Origin of the sequence: Cupriavidus sp. YR651 (assembly GCF_900101625.1) — a bacterium.
GTDB lineage: Bacteria > Pseudomonadota > Gammaproteobacteria > Burkholderiales > Burkholderiaceae > Cupriavidus.
Window position 1 is genome coordinate 880,383 of the sequence record NZ_FMYZ01000001.1, and the last position, 20,669, is coordinate 901,051.

General features: G+C 65.2%; 15 protein-coding genes. 9 read left to right on the top strand and 6 right to left on the bottom strand.

All coding sequences use genetic code 11. From position 1 onward, the window contains the following. Positions 1-495: 495 nt before the first annotated feature. From BLR29_RS03950 to BLR29_RS03960, 3 genes are all read left to right on the top strand, one after another. A complete protein-coding gene (locus BLR29_RS03950; protein ID WP_092134740.1) occupies positions 496-1,599 on the top strand; it encodes an aromatic ring-hydroxylating oxygenase subunit alpha in 1,104 nt (367 codons plus the stop codon). A 244-nt stretch (positions 1,600-1,843) separates the two neighbouring features. Further along, positions 1,844-2,764, top strand: coding sequence for a DMT family transporter (locus BLR29_RS03955; RefSeq protein WP_092134741.1), 921 nt, complete (start codon positions 1,844-1,846; stop codon positions 2,762-2,764). Positions 2,765-2,808: 44 nt separating this feature from the next. Continuing rightward, a complete protein-coding gene (locus tag BLR29_RS03960) occupies positions 2,809-3,666 on the top strand; it encodes a sulfurtransferase (RefSeq protein WP_092134743.1) in 858 nt (285 codons plus the stop codon). A 15-nt stretch (positions 3,667-3,681) separates the two neighbouring features. Here the strand turns inward: BLR29_RS03960 and BLR29_RS03965 are convergent, their stop codons facing one another. The 4 genes from BLR29_RS03965 to polA form a co-directional block, all read right to left on the bottom strand. Next, on the bottom strand, positions 3,682-4,503 hold the full coding sequence (locus BLR29_RS03965; RefSeq protein WP_255371110.1) for a ZIP family metal transporter: 822 nt from the start codon (positions 4,501-4,503) through the stop codon (positions 3,682-3,684). A gap of 206 nt (positions 4,504-4,709) precedes the next feature. Beyond that, positions 4,710-5,606, bottom strand: coding sequence for a dienelactone hydrolase family protein (locus tag BLR29_RS03970; protein WP_092134747.1), 897 nt, complete (start codon positions 5,604-5,606; stop codon positions 4,710-4,712). Between the two features lie 143 nt (positions 5,607-5,749). Then, on the bottom strand, positions 5,750-7,141 hold the full coding sequence (locus BLR29_RS03975) for an NAD(P)/FAD-dependent oxidoreductase (protein WP_255371079.1): 1,392 nt from the start codon (positions 7,139-7,141) through the stop codon (positions 5,750-5,752). Positions 7,142-7,462: 321 nt separating this feature from the next. Next, entirely contained in the window at positions 7,463-10,285 is a 2,823-nt protein-coding gene (gene polA, locus BLR29_RS03980) for a DNA polymerase I (protein WP_092134748.1), read from the bottom strand. A gap of 4 nt (positions 10,286-10,289) precedes the next feature. Between polA and BLR29_RS03985 the strand changes: the two genes are divergently transcribed. The 4 genes from BLR29_RS03985 to BLR29_RS04000 all read left to right on the top strand — a co-directional run bounded on the left by BLR29_RS03985 (position 10,290) and on the right by BLR29_RS04000 (position 13,791). Further along, a complete protein-coding gene (locus BLR29_RS03985; protein WP_176860867.1) occupies positions 10,290-11,237 on the top strand; it encodes an LOG family protein in 948 nt (315 codons plus the stop codon). Positions 11,238-11,429: 192 nt separating this feature from the next. Then, positions 11,430-11,849 (top strand): DUF2782 domain-containing protein, encoded by a 420-nt coding sequence (locus BLR29_RS03990; protein ID WP_092134750.1) that lies wholly within the window; start codon positions 11,430-11,432, stop codon positions 11,847-11,849. 151 nt (positions 11,850-12,000) lie between these two features. Beyond that, complete coding sequence (locus BLR29_RS03995; protein WP_092134752.1) at positions 12,001-12,987, top strand: homoserine kinase; 987 nt, start codon at positions 12,001-12,003, stop codon at positions 12,985-12,987. Positions 12,988-12,993: 6 nt separating this feature from the next. Continuing rightward, positions 12,994-13,791 (top strand): BPSS1780 family membrane protein, encoded by a 798-nt coding sequence (locus tag BLR29_RS04000; protein WP_092134753.1) that lies wholly within the window; start codon positions 12,994-12,996, stop codon positions 13,789-13,791. A gap of 67 nt (positions 13,792-13,858) precedes the next feature. On the opposite strand, the gene BLR29_RS04005 is transcribed toward BLR29_RS04000, so the two are convergent. Next, on the bottom strand, positions 13,859-16,231 hold the full coding sequence (locus BLR29_RS04005; RefSeq protein WP_092134755.1) for a UvrD-helicase domain-containing protein: 2,373 nt from the start codon (positions 16,229-16,231) through the stop codon (positions 13,859-13,861). A 213-nt stretch (positions 16,232-16,444) separates the two neighbouring features. Here BLR29_RS04005 and BLR29_RS04010 point away from each other — a divergent pair, with 213 nt between their 5' ends. Together BLR29_RS04010 and galU are read left to right on the top strand one after the other, a co-directional pair. Continuing rightward, positions 16,445-19,312, top strand: a complete 2,868-nt coding sequence (locus BLR29_RS04010; protein ID WP_092134756.1) for a valine--tRNA ligase — start codon at positions 16,445-16,447, stop codon at positions 19,310-19,312. 186 nt (positions 19,313-19,498) lie between these two features. Next, positions 19,499-20,368 carry a UTP--glucose-1-phosphate uridylyltransferase GalU gene (gene galU / locus BLR29_RS04015; RefSeq protein WP_092134758.1) on the top strand — a complete coding sequence of 290 codons (870 nt, stop codon included), beginning with the start codon at positions 19,499-19,501 and terminating at the stop codon, positions 20,366-20,368. Between the two features lie 72 nt (positions 20,369-20,440). Here galU and BLR29_RS04020 read toward each other — a convergent pair whose 3' ends face one another. Next, positions 20,441-20,668, bottom strand: coding sequence for a sulfurtransferase TusA family protein (locus BLR29_RS04020; RefSeq protein ID WP_092134760.1), 228 nt, complete (start codon positions 20,666-20,668; stop codon positions 20,441-20,443). Position 20,669 lies beyond the last annotated feature (1 nt).

Below are 20,669 nucleotides of genomic sequence, written 5' to 3' on the forward strand. Positions count from 1 at the left end.
GGCCTTGATCAGGGGAAGCCGGGATTTTACGCCAAACCCGGACTTACCCGCAGATATGCATTGGCCAACCTGTGTCATCCCTCGGCCAGGCCTTTCGCGGGCGGGTCCCAAAGTGGAAGTGACGTGTGCGCCCGGGTCGTCATTCCGAATGCGCTCCAAAGGGCACCTCCATGACGACCCGGGTCGACTTTTACGCTAAAAAGGCAAAAAAATCAGACCCTTAAGTTTTGGCCTCGGGTACAATCCCCGGCTCGTCAGCGAGTTGGCGCCGACCGTGCCCGCATCGCCGCCCGGACCGCCATTGCCGTGCAAAAATGCCGGTTCTCGCGTCCCGTCGACCGGCCGTTGTGTACCGTCTCCGCCCTCCGCGCGTGCCGGCCAATGCCGCAGGAAACCGGGCCACGCTCCACTCGTCTGACAGGGTTTCCCAAATCGATTTCATATTTCGATGGTTGGGTTGTTCACTGCTTTCGCCTGTCATAGGGAGTGGGGATAATGTCCAATCTCAGCACCGCGCTCAAGCTGGCGCCGGCTGATTCGCAGTTGCCTGTGGATGTCTACTTTGACGAGGCGCTGCATCAACAAGAACTGGAACTGCTGTTCAGGAAAGGCCCGGGGTACGTCGGTCACGAACTGATGATCCCGGAGACGGGCGATTTCCATACGCTCGCCGCCGAAGACGAAGGCCGCATGCTGGTCCGCAACCCCGCGGGCATCGAGCTGCTGTCCAATGTGTGCCGCCACCGCCAGGCCATCATGCTCAACGGCCGCGGCAACGCCAAGAACATCGTCTGCCCCCTGCACCGCTGGACCTACGACCTGAAGGGTGAACTGCTCGGCGCGCCGCATTTCGCGGAGCAACCGTGCGTCCACCTGAATCGCTCGCCGCTGCAGAACTGGAACGGACTGCTGTTCGAAGGTGCGCGCGACGTGCGCGAGGACCTGGCCCGCCTGGGCGTGGCCGGTGATCTGAAGTTCGACGGCTACATGCTCGACCACGTGGAAGTCCACGAGTGCGACTACAACTGGAAGACCTTCATCGAGGTCTATCTGGAGGACTACCACGTCGTGCCGTTCCACCCGGGCCTGGGCAGTTTCGTCTCCTGTGACGACCTGAACTGGGAGTTCGGCGACTGGCATAGCGTGCAGACCGTGGGCCTGCATGCCGGGCTCAAGCGGCCGGGCAGCCCGACGTACCAGAAGTGGCACGACGCGGTGTTGCGGTTCAACAACGGCACGCTGCCCAAGCACGGCGCGATCTGGCTGACCTACTACCCGAACATCATGGTGGAGTGGTACCCGAACGTGCTGGTCGTCTCGACGCTGCATCCGCTCGGCCCGCGCAAGACCCGCAACGTGGTGGAGTTCTACTACCCCGAGGAAATCGCGTTGTTCGAGCGCGAATTCGTCGAGGCCGAGCGCGCCGCCTACATGGAAACCTGCGTGGAGGACGACGAGATCGCCGAACGCATGGATGCCGGCCGCCTGGCACTGATGAAACGCGGCGTCAGCGAAACCGGCCCTTACCAGTCGCCAATGGAAGACGGCATGCAGCACTTCCACGAGTGGTATCGCCGCACCATGGACTACACCGGCTGAGCGGCTGAGCGGCTGACCGGCTATCGCCCGGTATCTGCCGCCATCCTCCGAAACGGACCGTGAAAACGGTCCGTTTTGCATTGGAGTGGCCATCTACGCACTGTTACAATTGGCCTTCCATCGCCGGCCCTTCCCATGGCCGGCGCCCCATTGGTCCGTGGTCCCCACCGCAGCGCCCGGCGCTTGAAGCCGCGCATGCGCGTCGTACCCGACCCTCGCTTTCGGTTTTCACCTCGCCCTCGCCATGCAATCGCTCTGGATGCTGTTCGCCGCCTTCTCGTTTTCATTGATGGGGGTGGGCGTCAAACTGGCTTCCGAGTTCTACACCACCGGCGAAATCGTCTTCTATCGCAGCCTGATCGGCGTGACCATCATGTGGATCATGCTGGCGTCCCAGGGCATCTCGGTCCGCACGCCACACATGGCCACGCACATCAAGCGTAGTGTGTTCGGCGTGACCGCCCTGCTGCTCTGGTTCACCTCGATCACCCTGCTGCCGCTGGCCACGGCCATGACGCTGAATTACATGTCGCCGGTCTGGATCGCGCTAATCCTCGGCGCCAGTGCCGCACTGGCCGGCACAGCTGGCGCGGCGGACCGCAAGCTGATCGGCGCGATCCTGTTGTCGTTCGCCGGCGTGCTCTGCCTGCTGCAGCCATCAGTCGGCAAGGATCAGCTTACCGGCGGACTGATTGGCCTGATTTCCGGCGTATTCACGGCACTGGCTTATGTCGAAGTGCGCCAACTGGGGCAACTGGGCGAGCCCGAGGGTCGCATCGTGTTCTATTTCTCCGCCGTGGGCATGGTCTGCGGGCTGGCCTGGATGCTGTACACGGGGCCCACCCCCCATACCTGGCACGGTGCCACCCTGCTGCTGGCCATCGGCGTGCTGGCCACGCTGGGCCAGACATCGATGACCCGCGCCTACAAGCGCGGCAACACGCTGCTGACGGCCAACCTGCAGTACGCCGGCATTGTGTTCTCGAGCCTCTGGGGCATCCTGGTCTGGGACGACAAACTCAACTGGATCTCCTGGCTCGGCATGGCGCTGATCATCGCCAGCGGCATCGCCACTACGCTCACGCGTGCGCGCGACACCGACAAGCACCCCACGCCGGCCACGCCGGTGAAGTCCGCGGAGGCGGAAGTGCACCCCGAGGTGTAGCATTTGCGAACCGCGTGGCTATCACTTGCTGACAGGTTCCCTACATGCCGACACCCCTGATTACTTCTGCCGAGCTGGACTCGTTGCGCGCCAAGGGCACGCAGCACATCGTCGTCTTCGACTGTTCTTTCGACCTGGCCAATCCGGCCTCCGGCCGCGAGAGCTTTCTCCAGGGCCACCTGCCCGGAGCCCATTACCTCCATCTGGACAACGAGCTGTCCGGCCCGAAGACCGGTGTCAACGGCCGCCATCCGCTGCCAGATGCCGAGATCCTGACCGCGCGACTGCGCGCGCTGGGCGTCAGCGACAACTCGCTGGTCGTCGCCTATGACGCGCAGGGCGGCATGTACGCGGCGCGGCTCTGGTGGTTGATGCGCTGGATCGGCCATGCTGCCGTGACGGTACTCGATGGGGGCAAGAACGCATGGGTGGCGGCGGGCCTGCCGCTGGAACGCGGCGCCACGCCCGACCCGGATACCGCCGGCAACCTGACGCGCAAGACGTCGCTGGTGCGCACGGTCGATGCGGAGTCGCTGGTCGCCAATATCGCCCAGCCGTCCGTGCTGGTGGTCGATGCCCGCGCGGCCGACCGCTTCCGCGGCGAGAACGAAACGCTCGACCCGGTTGGTGGCCATATCCCCGGAGCGGCCAACCGCTTCTTCAAGGACAACCTGGCCCCGGACGGCCACTTCAAGCCGGCCGAGACGCTGCGTGCGGAGTTTGGGAAGGTGTTCGCCGGCAAGGCCCCGGCGGAAACGGTGATGCAGTGTGGATCGGGAGTAACGGCCTGCCACAACCTGCTGGCGCTGGAAGTCGCTGGCCTGCCCGGCGCGGCGCTTTATCCGGGATCGTGGAGCGAGTGGTGCGCCGATCCGAAGCGCCCGGTCGCGACGGGCGCCTGATCCGGCAAGGCGGCGTCAGTTCGACGCCGCTGCCGAGCCTGCCTTGGTGTCCACGTTGTGGCGATGGGCGTGCGACTCGTGCACGCCGTTGGTGATAAAGACGATCGCCGCGATGCCGGCCGCTACCAGCACCACCTGCACGGCCGATTCCTTCAGCCGCGGCCTGCGTTGCATCTGCGGCATCAGGTCGCTCACCGCGATATAGACGAAGCTACTGGACGCAATGACCAGCACATACGGGATCCAGCCGCTCAGCTGATCCAGCAGGAAATACCCCACCACGCCACCAATCACCGCCGCCAGGCTCGACAGCAGGTTGAAGGCGAACGCGCGGGCCTTGGAGAAACCCGCGTTCAGCAGCACGATGAAATCGCCGACTTCCTGGGGAATCTCGTGCGCCGCGATCGCCAGCGCGGTGACGATGCCGATATGGGGATCGGCCAGGAACGCCGCGGCGATCACGATGCCGTCGGCGAAGTTGTGGAAGGTGTCGCCCACCAGGATCGTCATGCCGCTGCGGCCGGCTTCCTCGCGGTCATGGCCGTGGTGGTGGTGGTGCCCGTCGCCCTCGTGATGATGCGAGTGGCGCAGCAGCGAAATCTTTTCCAGCAGGAAGAAACCCAGCAGCCCGGCCAGCAGCGTGCCAAACAAGGCGCGCGGATCGGCGCCGGACTCGAACGCCTCCGGCAGCGAATGCAGCAGCGCCGTGGCCAGCAACACGCCCACCGAGAAGCTCACCATGCGCTCGACCACGCGCGAGGCCACGGTCAGCGAAAGCAGCGCCGCCCCGAGAATGCTGCCGACGCCGGAAATGGTCGCCGCCAGCAGGATGTACAGAAGCGTGGAATGGATAGTGGGCTCCCGAAACCGGCCCGGAGCAGTGCGCTGGAACACAGCGCGACATCACGCGGCCGATTAACGCAACATGGTTGCAAAAACTTGAAAGCCGCATTGTACGTACGTCCGCGCCGACTTTGCAATGACCGGCGCGGAACCGGCGGAACGGGCCAGACCCGCGGCCTCAGCCGGGGAGGCCCCGGGCATCAATAATCCGTGCCGGCACTCCCGCCAACCTTGTGTTCCTTGAACCACGCCAGGCATTTCTGCCAGCCGTCCTTGGCCGCCGACTCCACATAGCTCGGGCGGTAGTCGGCATGAAAGGCGTGGCCAGCCTCCGGATAGACCACGAAGGTGGACGCCTTGGCATTCGGGTTCGCGGATGCCGCCAACGCCGCCTTCATCGTCCCCACATGCTCCTGCGTAATGCCGGCGTCCTTGCCGCCGTAGAGGCCCAGCACCGGCGCGTGCAGATCGTTGACGATATCCACGGGATTGCGCGGCTTGAGCGCCGTGGGCGCGCCCACCAGCTGGCCATACCAGGCCACGGCGGCCTTCACCCGCTTGCTGTGCGCCGTATAGAGCCACGTGATGCGGCCACCCCAGCAGAAGCCAGTGATGCCCAGGCGGTTGAGGTCGCCACCATTGGCGCCGGCCCAGGCGACAGCGGCATCCAGATCCCCCATCACCTGTGCGTCCGGCACCTTGGAAATGATGTTGGCCTGCAGTTCCTGGATGGTGCCGAAGCTGCCCGGATCGCCCTGGCGGGCAAACAGTTCGGGCGCGATGGCCAGAAAGCCCAGTTTGGCAAAGCGGCGGCAAACATCGGCAATGTGCTCGTGCACGCCGAAGATCTCGCTGATGACCAGCACCACGGGGAGATTCTTCTTGCCTTCCGGCTGGGCGCAATAGGCGGGCATATTGAAGCCACCCGACGGAATCGTGACCTCGCCGGCGGTCAGGCCCTTGAAATCGGTCTTGATAGTTTCCGCGGCCACCGGCAGCGCGGCCGCCGCAAACGCGGAGCCCAGCGCGGTCTTGACGAAACGGCGGCGATCAAATGTCTGGCCGGGAACGAGGCTTTCCACTTCGGGCTTCAGCATGGGGGCGGTCTCCTTGGGTAGCGATGAGTGGCGATGAGTGATGCAAACGCGACTCGTCGATTCTAAGCAAACTTGGCCGACCACGCACAACAGCGTGGCCGACCACCCCCCCATTTTCAGATCCGGCTCAACTCCCCTGCCCCTCAGTGCAGCTTCACGCGCGGGCTGGTCTTGCTGCGCAGCCAGTGCGTCACCGTGTCCACGCCCATGCCGATCGCGCCGTGCAGCGCCAGCACGTGCATGCGGTAGAGCGACGTGTACATGAAGCGCGCCATCAGCCCCTCGATGAACATCGATCCGCCGATCAGGCCACCCATCAGGCTGCCCACGGCACTGAAGTGGCCCAGCGACACCAGCGAGCCAAAGTCCTTGAAGCCAAACCGTGGCAGCGGCTTGCCGGCCAGCCGCGCGCGGATCGCGTCGTAAAGGAACGTGGCCTGCTGGTGCGCGGCCTGCGCGCGCGGCGGCACGGCGGCTTGCTTCTCCGGCCACGGGCAGCTTGCGCAGTCGCCAAACGCGAAGATGTCCGGATCGGCCTCGCTCTGCAGCGTGGGGCCCACCACGATCTGGCCCATCTTGCTGACCGGCAGGCCAAGCGTGCGCAGCACGTCAGGTGCGGTGATGCCCGCGGCCCATACGGTCAGGTCGGCGTCGATGTGCTTGCCACTGGCCGTCAGCACCGCGTCAGAGGTGACTTCCGTCACGCGCTCGGACGTGAACACGTCCACATCGAGCTTGCGCAGCAGCTTGGTGGTCTCCGCCGACACGCGCTCCGACAACGCCGGCAGGATGCGCGGGCCGGCCTCGATCACGTGGATGCGCACATCGCGGCGCGGGTCGAGCTGATGCAGGCCATAGGCATTGAGCACATGCGCGGTATTGCGCAGTTCCGCGGACAGCTCCACGCCCGTCGCACCGGCGCCGATGATCGCCACGTCCACGCGCGGCCGGCCATCCTCGCCCACGCGTCCACGGCCGTTTTGCGCGCGCACGCAGGCGGCGATCAGCTTGCGGCGGAATCGCTCGGCCTGGTCGACGGTATCGAGTGCAATCGCATGCTCGGCCGCGCCGGGCACATTGAAGAAGTGCGTGACGCAACCGATGGACAGCACCAGCGTGTCATAAGGCAACTCGCGGGCGGGCAGCAGTTCCGTGCCGTCCAGGTCCACGCAGGCGGCCACCTGGATGACCTTGCGCGTGCGATCGACGCCCGTCAGTTCGCCTTGCTGGAACTCGAAGTAGTGCCAGCGCGCCTGTGCCACGTATTCGAGCTGGTGGGTGTTCGGATCCATGCTGCCGGCTGCCACCTCGTGCAGCAGCGGCTTCCAGATGTGCGTCGGCAAGCGGTCCACCAGGACGACCTGCGCCGCCCCGGACTTGCCGAGCTTGTCGCCGAGCCGGGTGACGAGCTCAAGCCCGCCTGCCCCGCCGCCGACGACGATGATCCGATGGACATCGCGAGGCGTGTCGCGTTGTGTACCGTTGTGTGCCGTGCTCCTGCCCGTGCTTTCCTCTCTGCCGTCTGTGGTGCTCATGGTCTACCCGATGTTTTCAATTTGAAAACCGGAGGCCCCGTCGGCGAGCTTTATGTTGTGGTCTCGCGCCGCGTGGTCATTATTCTGGGCACTGCTGTCGATGGCTCCAGTTTGCTGCAGAGCAGCAGAACTGACAAGCCGTGATGTGAGGGCATTCACCGACCCAGCAGTCGCTTCAATCGATACTCACGCGCAATCGCGATCCATGGAGCATACAGCGCGCCATCCGGCGTGGCAGTACAGCTTGCCGCGCGCCATGAAAAAGGGACGCCGCAGCGTCCCTTTCTCCCGAGCCAACCTCAAGCGGTCAACTGGCCGGCCTCAATGCGCCTCTTCCCAGTTGGTCCCGCTGCCGACCTCGGCTACCAGCGGCACGCGCAGGTCCGCCACCGAGCACATCAACTCCGGCAGCCGGATCTTCACCAGCTCGAGTTCACCTTGCGGCACCTCCAGCACCAGTTCATCGTGCACCTGCATGATTTGCCGCGTGCCAAGCTGGTCGCGCTCCAGCCAGTCCTGCACCGCGATCATCGACAGCTTGATCAGGTCCGCCGCCGTACCCTGCATCGGCGCATTGATGGCGGCACGCTCCGCCGCCTGGCGGCGCGGGCCGTTGCCGCCGTTGATGTCCGGCAGCCACAGCCGGCGGCCGAACACGGTCTCCACATAGCCCTGCTCGCGTGCCATCTGGCGCGTCTCTTCCATGTAGTTCGCCACGCCCGGGTACCGCATGAAGTAGCGGTCGATGTAGTGCTTGGCCGCCTCGCGCTCGATGCCGAGGTTGCTGGCCAGGCCGAATGCGCTCATGCCGTAGATCAGGCCGAAGTTGATCACCTTGGCGTAGCGGCGCTGCTCGCTGCTCACCGCCTCGCGCTCCACCCCGAAGATCTCGGACGCCGTGGCACGGTGGATGTCCTCGCCGTTGGCAAACGCGCGCAGCAGGTTTTCATCGCCCGAGATGTGCGCCATGATTCGCAGCTCGATCTGCGAATAGTCCGCCGATACGATCACGTTGCCCGGCGCCGCGATAAAGGCCTCGCGAATGCGGCGGCCCTCCTCCGTGCGCACCGGGATGTTCTGCAGGTTGGGCTCGGTCGAGGCAAGACGGCCGGTCACCGCCGTGGCCTGGCCATAGCTCGTGTGCACACGACCGGTGCGCGGGTTGACCATCTTCGGCAGCTTGTCCGTGTAAGTGGACTTCAGCTTCGACAAGCCCCGGTAGTCGAGCAGCAGCTTCGGCAGCGGATAGTCCTCCGCCAGCTTCTGCAGCACCTCTTCGTCTGTCGACGGCGCGCCGCTGGCGGTCTTCTTGACCACCGGCAGTTTCATCTGGGTGAACAGGATCTCGCCGATCTGCTTCGGCGAGCCCAGGTTGAACGGCTGGCCGGCGGCGTCGTACGCGGCCTTTTCAATTTCCATCATGCGCTGGCCCAGCTCGGCGCTCTGCGCGCCCAGGCGATCGGCATCGATCAGCACGCCGTTGCGCTCGATCTTCTGCAGCACCACGGAAACCGGAATCTCGATCTGCTCGTAGACGTGCTTCAGGCCCTTGGCCGCCTCGAGCTGCGGATACATCTTGCGATGCAGGCGCAGCGTCACGTCGGCATCTTCGGCCGCGTATTCGGTGGCGCGCTGCAGGTCGATCTGGTCGAAGCCGATCTGGCTGGCGCCCTTGCCGCACACTTCTTCGTACGTGATCGTCTTCAGGTTCAGCAGGCGCTCGGCCAGGCTGTCCATGCCGTGATTGCGATGCGACGCCAGCACGTAGCTTTCCAGCATCGTGTCCTGCGCAATGCCACGCAGCGCAATGCCGTGGTTGGCGAACACATGCGAGTCGTACTTCAGGTGCTGTCCCAGCTTGGGACGCGACGGATCTTCCAGCCACGCACGCAGGCGCTCCAGCACGAACTCGCGCGACAACTGACCGTGGTTCTCCATGCCAGCCACGTCCGGGCCACGATGCGCCACCGGGATGTAGGCGGCCTCGCCCGGTTCCACCGACAGCGAGATGCCCACCAGCTGCGCCTGCATCGGATCCAGCGATGTGGTCTCCGTATCGATCGCCACCAGCGGCGCATCGACGATCTTCGCGATCCACGCGTCGAGCGCGGGCTCGGTGAGCACGGTCTCGTAGCGGATCTCGGCCGGTGCGTTGTCGGCGGCAGGCGTCTCGGCCGCAGTGTCCTGCGCGTCGGCCGGGCCATCGAACAATCCGCCTTGCGCAGACGGCGCGGCGCTGGCCTTCGATCGCGCCGCGGCGCGCGGATTGGGCAAGGATTCGCCCGTGGCCTCGCGCAGCCAGGTCTTGAAGCCGTAACGCGAAAAGAACGCGATCAGCTTCTCGTTGTCCTCGCCGAGTTCGCGCAGCGCGTGGAAGTCCTTGACGGCATCGGTCAGGTCGCAGTCGGTCTTGACGGTCACCAGCTCGCGCGCACGCGGCAGCCAGTCAAGCGTATTGCGCAGGTTCTCGCCCACCACCCCCTTGATGCCGGCCGCGCTGGTCATGATGTTGTCGAGCGTGCCGTGCTCCCCCAGCCATTTGACCGCGGTCTTCGGGCCGACCTTGGGCACGCCGGGCACATTGTCCACCGCGTCCCCGATCAGCGAGAGATAGTCGACGATGCGCTCCGGCGGCACGCCGAACTTGGCGACCACGCCGGGCGGGTCCAGCACCTCGCCGCTCATCGTATTGACCAGTGTGACGTGGTCATCGACCAGTTGCGCCAGGTCCTTGTCGCCAGTGGAGACGACCGTGCGCACGCCCTGCGCCGTCGCCTGGCGGGCGAGCGTGCCGATCACGTCATCGGCCTCCACGCCCTCCACCACCACGATCGGCCAGCCCAGCGCGCGCACGGCCTCATGAATCGGCTCGATCTGCCGGGCCAGGTCTTCGGGCATCGACGGGCGATGTTCCTTGTACGCCGGATAAAGGTCGTCGCGGAACGTCTTGCCCTTGGCGTCGAACACGCAGGCGCTATACTCTGCCGGGTAATCGTTGCGCAGCTTGCGCAACATGTTGATCATGCCGTAGATTGCCCCTGTGGGCAGCCCCTCACCATTCCTCAGGTCGGGCAGAGCGTGATACGCGCGATACAGATAGCTCGATCCATCGACGAGCAAGAGTGTTTTTGGACTATCCGACATTCCCATGGACTCAAAATTGACTGGTGCCCCCGCTGGCGGTGCTGCTGCCGGCCCCCTCGCTGATACGGACGTTTCCGACATTTCCGGCGATACCGTGAACCCGCCGCCCGAGCAAGCCTCGGCGCACGCTGCCGCCATCGCCGCAAAAGCCGATGCGGCGGCGGCAGGCAAGAGCCCCGAAGCCCAGGAAGCGGCCGCCGCGGCAGCTGCCGCGCGCGCCAATCCGCGCAAGATGATTCCGAGCCTGCGGGCGCTGGCGGACGAAGACCGCGCCACCGCAAAGAAGGCACGTGCCTCGTGGCAAATGTTCACGATTATGGCAGAGTTCATTGAGGCGACCGAGTACCTTTCGGAGATCCGCCCAGCCGTGTCGATCTACGGCAGCGCGCGCCTGCGCGAGGATTCGCCGTACTACCAGAAGACCATCGAGATCGCGCGGCTGTTTTCGGACGCCGGCTTCGCGGTGATCTCCGGCGGCGGCCCCGGCATCATGGAAGCGGCCAACAAGGGCGCGCACGCGGGCAAATCCGCCAGCGTGGGCCTGAACATCGAACTGCCTCACGAGCAGCAAGGCAATCCGTACCAGGACATTGCCATGCGCTTTCGCCACTTCTTCACGCGCAAGGTCACCTTCGTCAAGAATTCCGACGCCTTCATCGTCATGCCGGGTGGCTTCGGCACGCTCGACGAGCTGGCCGAGGTGCTGACCCTGGTGCAGACCGGCAAGTCGCGGTCGGTTCCGGTGGTCATGTACGGCAGCCGCTTCTGGAAGGGCTTGCTGGACTGGTTCCGCTTCACGCTGCTGCCAATGGGCCTGATCGCCGAGCACGACCTGGACCTGATGAAGATCGTGGACGAACCGCACGAGGTGCTGGAAGCGGTCTACGACTACTACGAGAAGCGCGGCGGCGACCGCCCGATCCCGCCGAAGGAAGAAATGTTCTATCTGTAAGGCATTGCGCCCCGGCTGGCACCGGGGCTGGCAGCTGTCAAGCGAGGTGCCCCGGGCGCCACGACGGCGGCCCGCGGACGGCAGGAATTGCTAGAATGGAAGCCTGTCTGCACTGCCAGGTCCGGCGCCGCCGGGCCGCAGATTTCAATCCGCGTCGCGGTGCCGTATGCCCCGCACGCACAGGAGCCTCAGATGACCTCCCCTTCGCACCCGGCTGCCATGCCGGCTGATGCCCATCCCGCCTCGGGCGGCCGTGGACATCGGCTGGCACTTGCCGCGACCGTGCTGGCACTGTCCGTGTCCAGCCTGGCGCTGGCCCAAGGCAGCCAGGAAAGCAGCGCGCTGACCCAACAAGAACTGAATCAGATCAATAACCAGCCCATTGCACCGGCGGCCAAAAGCCAGCTGAACCAGCCGCGCGAGCCAAGCTTCGTGCTGCGCGAACGGGACGGGACCCAGGTAACCGAATATCGCAACAAGGGGCAGGCCACCGACATCCAGGTCCGCTCCGGCATGGGCACCAAGTACGAAATGAGCAAGCCGGAAGACAGCTCGCCCAAGATTCGCGACCATGACGTGAATCGTGTGCCGTCCGTCAACCTGAAGTTCTGAGTTGTTCTGATTGTCTTTTCACCCACGATCCGGCCGGCCCCCAGGCTTCGCCGGATCGCGCCGGCCCTCCGGCAGTCATGCCGCGGCGGCGGATCGCTTTTGCCAAACCGGCTACCGGCCCGCCGCGCCCGAATCGCACCAATAAAACAGTATGGCCGTATTCACCACGGTCTCGCAGGACGAGATCGCCCGCTGGCTGCTTGACTACGATCTTGGCGAAGTGCGCGCGCTGCGCGGCATTGCCTCCGGGATCGAGAACAGCAACTTCTTTCTGACCATGGAGCAGGGTGGCGTCACGCGCGAGTACGTGCTGACCATCTTCGAGCGGCTGACGTTTGACCAGCTGCCGTACTACCTGCACCTGATGGCTCACCTGGCGCGCCACGACATCAGCGTGCCGGCACCCATCCCCGCACGCGACGGCGAGATCCTGCGCGCGCTGAAGGGCAAGCCGGCGACGATCGTCACACGCCTGCCGGGTGCCTCGCAGCTGGCGCCGCAGCCGGGCCACTGCGCCGAAGTCGGCGCGATGCTGGCCCGCATGCATCTGGCCGGCCAGGACTACCCGCGTCAGCAGCCCAACCTGCGCAGCCTGGCCTGGTGGCGTCAGACCGAGCCCGAGATCACGCCGTTCCTGGACGCTGGCCAGCGCAACCTGCTGGCGAACGAGATCGCGCACCAGACCGCGTTTTTCGCCGGCGCCGACTACGCCGCGCTGCCGGGCGGCCCGTGCCATTGCGACCTGTTCCGCGACAACGTACTGTTCGATGCCGACGGCACCTCCGGGCACAAGCTGGGCGGCTTCTTCGATTTCTACTTCGCCGGCAACGACAAGTGGCTGTTCGACCTGGCCGTGACCGTCAACGACTGGTGCATCGACCTGCCGACCGGCACGCTGGACCGCGACCGTGCGCAGGCCATGCTGCGGGCTTATCATGCCGTGCGGCCGCTCACCGCCGTCGAGTCCGCGCACTGGCAGGACATGCTGCGCGCGGGCGCGTTGCGCTTCTGGGTATCGCGCCTGTGGGACTTTTTCCTGCCGCGCGAAGCCGACATGCTGCAGCCGCACGATCCGACCCACTTCGAACGCATCCTGCGCCGTCGCATCGACGACGCGGCGACGCTCCCCTGGATCTGATTTCCCATGCAACTACTGGAAGTTTCCGCCAAGGAAGGCTACGTCTGGTTTCGACAGGGTATCTGGCTCTTCCGCAAGAACCCGCTTGCATTCCTGATGCTGCTGTTCATCTACCTGATCGCCGCGCAACTGGCGATCTTCGTGCCGCTGTTCGGCATCATCGCGTTGCTGGTGGTGACACCCGGCCTGTCGGTCGGCGTCATGACGGCATGCCGCGAGGTGATCCAGAACAAGCGCGTGATGCCAACCGTGTTGCTGGCGGGGTTCCGCACCAACGGCAAGCAGGCCACGCGCAACCTGCTGGTGCTAGGCGGCATCTATGCGGCGCTGGTGTTCACGTTGAGTTTTGTCGCCACGACCGTGGTCGATATCGGCACGCTGGCACCGATCGTGCTCAAGGGCGAGGAGCCGTCCGCCGAGGCCATCCGGCAGCTCTACTACGCCCTGCTGATTGGCGCGCTGTTATATACGCCGATTGCAATGATGTTCTGGTTCGCGCCGCTGCTGTCGGCGTGGCACAGCGTGCCGCCGGTCAAGGCGCTGTTCTTCAGCTGGACCGCATGCTGGCGCAACCGTGGTGCGTTCTTCACGTATGCCGTGCTGTTTGCGATGCTGCTGGTGGCGATTCCGCTGTTCCTGGAAGCGGTGTTCGCGGCGTTCGGCGCGGAGACGGTGCTGTCGTTCCTGGTGACGCCGTACTCGCTGCTGATGCTGGCGATCCTGTATTGCTCGTTCTACGCCACGTATCGTGGCTGCTTCAACATCGTGCCGGCCGAGGAATCGGCCGAAGCCCCGCAAGGCTGATACAGGACAGATATCCCTCCGGCGCGCGCGGGTGCCTTCCAGCGCGCGCCCGGGCTCATCTCCCCGGTCAATCGATCGGATCGAGCTTGGCCACCGACAGCGCCAGCCACTTGGCGCCATGCCGCTTGAAGTTGATGTTGGCGCGCGCATCGGCGCCCTCGCCTTCCATCGCTGTGATCTTGCCTTCCCCGAACTTGTTGTGGAATACGTTCTGGCCGACCCGGAGCCCGGTTTCGGCCGCGCGTTTCTGCTCGGCGTAGGTCTTGCCGGTATCCATGCCGCCGGTCGGCTTCGTCCCCGTGTACGGCACGTCCTCCGGCTTCCTGAACCAGTCGCGGCCCCAGGCGCTTTCACGTTCCGATGACTGGCGGCGGGCACCACCGCCGCCGTACGTGCCATAGCTCTGGGCCTGCGGCGTGATCCACTTCAGCGACGTCTCGGGCAGCTCCTCGAAGAAGCGCGAGCGGATGTGGTAGCGCATCTGGCCGTGCAGCACACGGCTCTGGGCGAACGACATATACAGCCGCTCCCGCGCGCGCGTGATGGCCACATACATCAGCCGGCGCTCTTCCTCCAGGCCATCGGCCTCCATCGCGCTGTTCTCATGCGGGAACAGACCTTCCTCCAGCCCGGTGATGAACACCGCGTTGAATTCGAGCCCTTTGGCGGCGTGCACGGTCATCATCTGCACGGCATCCTGTCCGGCCTGCGCCTGGTTGTCGCCCGCTTCCAGCGACGCGTGCGTCAGGAACGCAACCAGCGGCGTCATCACCACCGGCAACTGCTCGGGGTCCAGCACCTGCTGCGCCTGGTCGCCATCGGCAAGCACCGGCGGGGCATCGCCCACGCGGTTCGCCGGCAGCACGCTGGCCAGCGCCTCGAGCCCGTAGCCCTCTTCCACCACGAACGCCTGCGCGGCGGTCACCAGTTCCTGCAAGTTCTCGATGCGATCCTGGCCTTCTTTTTCGGTCTGGTAGTGCGTGATCAGGCCGCTGGTATTCGTCACGTACTCGACGGTCTCCGCCAGCGTCATGCGCCGGGTCTCGGCGCGCATCTGCTCGATCAGACGGATGAACGCACCCAGCGAGCTGCCGCCCTTGCCCGGCACATACGCCACCGCCTCGGCCAGCGAGCAGTTGTACTGGCGTGCCGCGTCCTGCAGCAATTCCAGGGTTCGCGCGCCAATGCCACGCGTGGGGAAGTTGACCACGCGGCCAAAGGAGGCGTCGTTACGCGGGTTCTCGATCAGCTGCAGGTACGCCAGCGCGTGCTTCACTTCGGCGCGCTCGAAGAAGCGCAGGCCGCCGTACACGCGATAGGGAATGCCCGACGAGAACAACGCATGCTCGATCACGCGCGACTGGGCGTTGCTGCGATACAGGATGGCGATTTCCGAACGCTGCATGCCTTGGGCGATCTGGTCGCGGATTTCCTCGACGATCCACGAAGCCTCCTGCCCGTCCGTGCCGGCCTGGAACACGCGCACCAGCTCGCCATGGCCGGCATCGGTGCGCAGGTTCTTGCCCAGCCGGCGCGCGTTATGCGAAATCAGGTGATTGGCCGAATCGAGAATGTGACCATGCGAGCGATAGTTCTGCTCCAGCTTGATCATGTGGCGCACACGGAATTCCTGCTCGAAATCACGCATGTTGCCCACGTTGGCGCCACGGAACGCGTAGATGCTCTGGTCGTCGTCCCCGACGGCGAAGACCGATGCCGTATTGCCCGTGCCATAGCCGGCCAGCAGCTTGAGCCACTGGTACTGCAGCACGTTGGTGTCCTGGAACTCGTCCACCAGCACGTGGCGGAAGCGATGCTGGTAGTGCTGCCGGATCGCGTCGTTGTAGCGCAGCAGCTCGTAGCAGCGCAGCAGCAGTTCGGCAAAGTCGACCACGCCCTCGCGCTGGCACTGCTGGTCGTACGCGGCGTACAGGTCGACGAAGCGGCGGTTGAAGTCGTCGTTGGCCTCCACGTCCGCCGGGCGCAGGCCCTGTTCCTTGGCGTTGTTGATGAAGTACTGGAGATTTTTGGCCGGGTACTTCTCGTCGTCCACGTTCAGGGACTTGAGCAGGCGCTTCAGCGCCGACAACTGGTCCTGCGAATCGAGGATGGCGAAGGTCTGGGGCAGCCCGGCGTCCCGGAAGTGCGCGCGCAGCATCCGGTTGCACAGCCCGTGGAAGGTGCCGATCCACATGCCGCGCGTGTTGATCGGCAACATGGACGACAGGCGGGTCTGCATCTCCTTGGCCGCCTTGTTGGTAAAGGTGACCGCCAGGATGCCGGCCGGCGAGACGCGCCCGTTCTGGATCAGCCAGGCGATCCGGGTGGTCAGCACGCGGGTCTTGCCGCTGCCCGCCCCCGCCAGGATCAGGGCCGGTTCGTCAGGTAATGTGACGGCGGCGAGTTGTTCGGCATTGAGATTGGCGAGCAGGCTGGACATCGGGAGAGGGCCGGGAGGAATGGCGGCAATTATACCGGCGGGCCATGGCCCGCATCGGCAACGAGGTGGCCCTTCCGGCGCGCGCGCAAGCAGGAAATGCGCACCGGCACCCCGCCTCCCCTATAATTTGATGTTTTCCCGGCCCGATGCCGCGGCGCGCCGATTTCCGCCTGCCGGCCACCGCCCTGACACGCATACCTCCACATCCCCAGCATGACCGCAGAAGACCAGTCCCTTGCCAAGAGCTTCGAACCCGCCGCCATCGAGGCGAAATGGGGCCCAGAGTGGGAGCGCCGCGGCATTGCCCAGCCCACGTTCGACCCCGATCGCCCCGACTTCGCGATCCAGCTGCCGCCGCCGAATGTGACCGGCACGCTGCACATGGGCCATGCGTTCAACCAGACCATCATGGACGGCCTGACGCGCCACGCCCGGATGCGCGGCGCCAACACGCTGTGGCTGCCCGGCACCGACCACGCCGGCATCGCCACCCAGATCGTGGTGGAGCGCCAGCTGGAGTCGCAGGGCGTGTCCCGCCATGACCTCGGCCGCGAGAAGTTCACCGAGAAGGTCTGGGCCTGGAAGGAAGAGTCCGGCTCCACCATCACGCGCCAGGTACGCCGGATGGGTGCGTCGATCGACTGGACGCGCGAATACTTCACGATGTCGCCCGAGATGTCGAAGGCGGTGACCGAGGTCTTCGTCCGCCTGCACGAGCAGGGGCTGATCTATCGCGGCAAGCGGCTGGTCAACTGGGACCCGGTGCTGGGCACGGCCGTGTCCGACCTGGAAGTGGACAGCATCGAGGAAGAAGGCTCGCTCTGGCACATCCACTATCCGCTGGCCGAACCGGATACCGTGCGCGGCCTGACCCACCTGACCGTGGCCACCACGCGGCCGGAAACCATGCTCGGCGACACCGCCGTGATGGTTCATCCCGAAGACGAGCGCTACGCGCACCTGATCGGCAAGTCCGTGCACCTGCCGCTGACCGGCCGCAAGATTCCGGTCATCGCCGATGAATACGTGGACCGCGAGTTCGGCACCGGCGTGGTCAAGGTGACCCCGGGCCACGACTTCAACGACTACGCGGTGGGCCAGCGCCACAACCTGCCGCAACTGTCGATCCTGACGCTCGACGCGAAGGTCGTGGCCGACGCGCCGGCAGCCTACGCCGGCATGGACCGCTTCGACGCGCGCAAGAAGATGGTCGACGACCTGCAGGCACAGGGCCTGCTGGGCGAGATCAAGAAGCACAAGCTGATGGTGCCGCGCAGCGAGCGCACCGGCAGCGTGATCGAGCCGATGCTGACCGACCAGTGGTTCGTCGCCATGAGCAAGCCGGCGCCGGAAGGCACGTACTTCCCGGGCCGCTCGATCGCCGAGGTGGCGCTGGACGCCGTGCAGAGCGGCGAGATCAAGCTGGTGCCGGAAAACTGGAACAGCACGTACAACCAGTGGCTGGCCAACATCCAGGACTGGTGTATCAGCCGCCAGTTGTGGTGGGGCCACCAGATCCCGGCGTGGTACGACGATGCGGGCCACTGCTTCGTTGCCCGCACCGAGGAAGAGGCGAAGGCCAAGGCCCAGGCCGCCGGCAGCACCGGCGCGCTGCGTCGCGAGGAAGACGTGCTCGACACGTGGTTCTCGTCGGCGCTGGTTCCCTTCTCGTCGCTGGGCTGGCCGGAAGAGACGCCCGAGATGCAGCACTTCCTGCCCTCGTCGGTGCTGGTGACCGGCTACGACATCATCTTCTTCTGGGTGGCGCGCATGGTCATGATGACCAAGCACTTCACCGGCAAGGTCCCGTTCCACACCGTGTATGTCCACGGCCTGGTGCGCGATTCCGAAGGCAAGAAGATGAGCAAGTCCGAGGGCAACACGCTGGACCCCGTGGACCTGATCGACGGCATCGAGCTGGAGCCGCTGCTGAAGAAGCGTTCCACGGGCCTGCGCCGCCCGAAGGATGCCCCGCGCATCGAGGCCAAGACGAAGAAGGAATTCCCAAACGGTATTCCCGCGTTTGGCGCCGACGCGCTGCGCTTCACGTTTGCCTCGCTGGCCACGCTGGGCCGCAACATCAATTTCGATACGGGCCGCTGCGAGGGCTATCGCAACTTCTGCAACAAGCTCTGGAACGCCACGCGCTTCGTGCTCATGAACACCGAGGGCCATGACTGCGGCATGGGCCCGTGCAACAACGATTGCGGCCCGGACGGCTACCTGCACTTCTCGCAGGCCGACCGCTGGATCGTGTCGCTGCTGCAGCGCGTGGAAACGGAAGTCGAAAAGGGCTTCGACGAGTACCGCTTCGACAACATCGCCAACGCGATCTACAAGTTCGTCTGGGACGAATACTGCGACTGGTACCTGGAACTGGCCAAGGTGCAGATCCAGACCGGCACGGAAGCACAACAGCGCGCCACGCGCCGCACGCTGCTGCGCGTGCTGGAGACCGTGCTGCGCCTGGCCCACCCGATCATCCCGTTCATCACCGAGGAACTGTGGCAGAAGGTGGCCCCGCTGGCCGGCCGTGCCAAGGGTGACGGCAGCGAGTCCCTGGCGCTGCAGGCCTACCCGCTGCCCGCCGTGGCCAAGATCGATGAAGCCGCCGAAGCCTGGGTGGCCCAGCTCAAGGCCGTGGTGGACGCCGCCCGCAACCTGCGCGGCGAGATGAACATCTCCCCGGCCCAGCGGATTCCGTTGTACGCCCACGGCGACAGCGCCTTCCTGAGGGAAGCGGCGGCGCAAGTGCAGGCGCTGGCGAAACTTTCCGAGGTCAAGGTGTTCGAAGACGATGCCACCCTTCAGAAGGAGGGGGCTGGGGCGCCGGTTGCCATCGTCGGCGGCAATCACCTGTTGTTGAAGATCGAAATCGACGTCGCGGCCGAGCGTGTGCGCCTCTCCAAGGAAGTCGAGCGGATCAGCGCCGAAATCGGCAAATGCCGTGGCAAGTTGTCCAACGAGAGCTTCGTGGCAAAGGCGCCGCCGGCCGTGGTGGCGCAGGAGACGCAGCGTTTGTCGGATTTCGAACAGACGCTGGCCAAGCTGCAGGGTCAACTACAGCGTCTGCCGGCCTGACGGGCCCTGTACGCCGCTGCCTGACCGGCACGGAAGTTGCGGGGCTGGTTGTAACGGGCCGTGTTAGCTTCCGGCGCGGTCAGACAGCGATTCCGGACCCGGCCGCCCGCCGGGTCGGACGGAACCGGACAGACGGCGCCCTCACCATACGGCACGGTATTACACCGGATAGAAAAGGAATCTGAAATGGAAAACCGCGTCACCAAGGCCGTCTTTCCCGTCGCCGGTCTCGGCACCCGTTTCCTCCCCGCAACCAAGGCAAGCCCCAAGGAAATGCTGCCGGTGGTGGACAAGCCACTGATCCAGTACGCCGTGGAAGAAGCCATGGCCGCAGGCATCACCGAAATGATCTTTGTGACCGGCCGCTCCAAGCGCGCCATCGAGGATCACTTCGACAAGGCCTATGAGCTGGAAATGGAGCTGGAAGCCAAGAACAAGCGAGCCCTGCTCGATGTGGTTCGCTCGATCAAGCCGGCGAACGTGGAGTGCTACTACGTTCGCCAGCCCGAGGCGCTTGGCCTGGGCCACGCGGTGCTGTGCGCCGCCAAGCTGGTGGGCGACACGCCGTTCGCGGTCATGCTGGCCGATGACTTGCTGGATGGCGACGTGCCGGTCATGAAGCAGATGGTGGATGTCTACAACCACTACAACTGCTCGGTGCTCGGCGTGGAAGAAATCGCGCCCGAACAGAGCCGGTCCTACGGCGTGGTGGATGGCCGCGAGTGGGACGAGCGCGTGATCAAGATGTCCGCCATCGTGGAAAAGCCAGCGCCGGAGGACGCGCCGTCCAACCTGGGTGTGGTCGGCCGCTACATCCTGACGCCCCGCATCTTCGATCACATCCGCGAGCTGAAGCCCGGCGCCGGCGGCGAGTTCCAGCTGACGGACGCCATCCAGTCGATGCTGGACCAGGAGCAGGTGCTCGCTTACCGCTACAACGGCGTGCGCTACGACTGCGGCAGCAAGCTCGGCTACCTCAAGGCGACCGTCGAGTTTGCGCTGAAGCATCCCGAAGTACGTGACGAGTTCAGCGCTTACCTGGCGCAGCGCGGATAAGCACCAGAAGCCGGAAACGAAAAAGCCGCCTCACATGCGAGGCGGCTTTTTCTTTGCCCGGAGGCGCGGGCTTTAGCGGCGCTTCATGTAGAACACGAATACCTTGTCCACTTCCGCGTGCGACAGCAGCTCATTGCCGGTCTGCTTGGCGAACGCCTGGAAATCGCGCGTTGCGCCCGGGTCGGTCGCCAGCACCTTGAGCACGTCGCCGCTGGCCATGTCCGCCAGCGCCTTCTTGGTCCGCAGGATCGGCAGCGGGCAGTTCAGTCCGCGCGCATCCACTTCTTTCTGGAAGTCCATT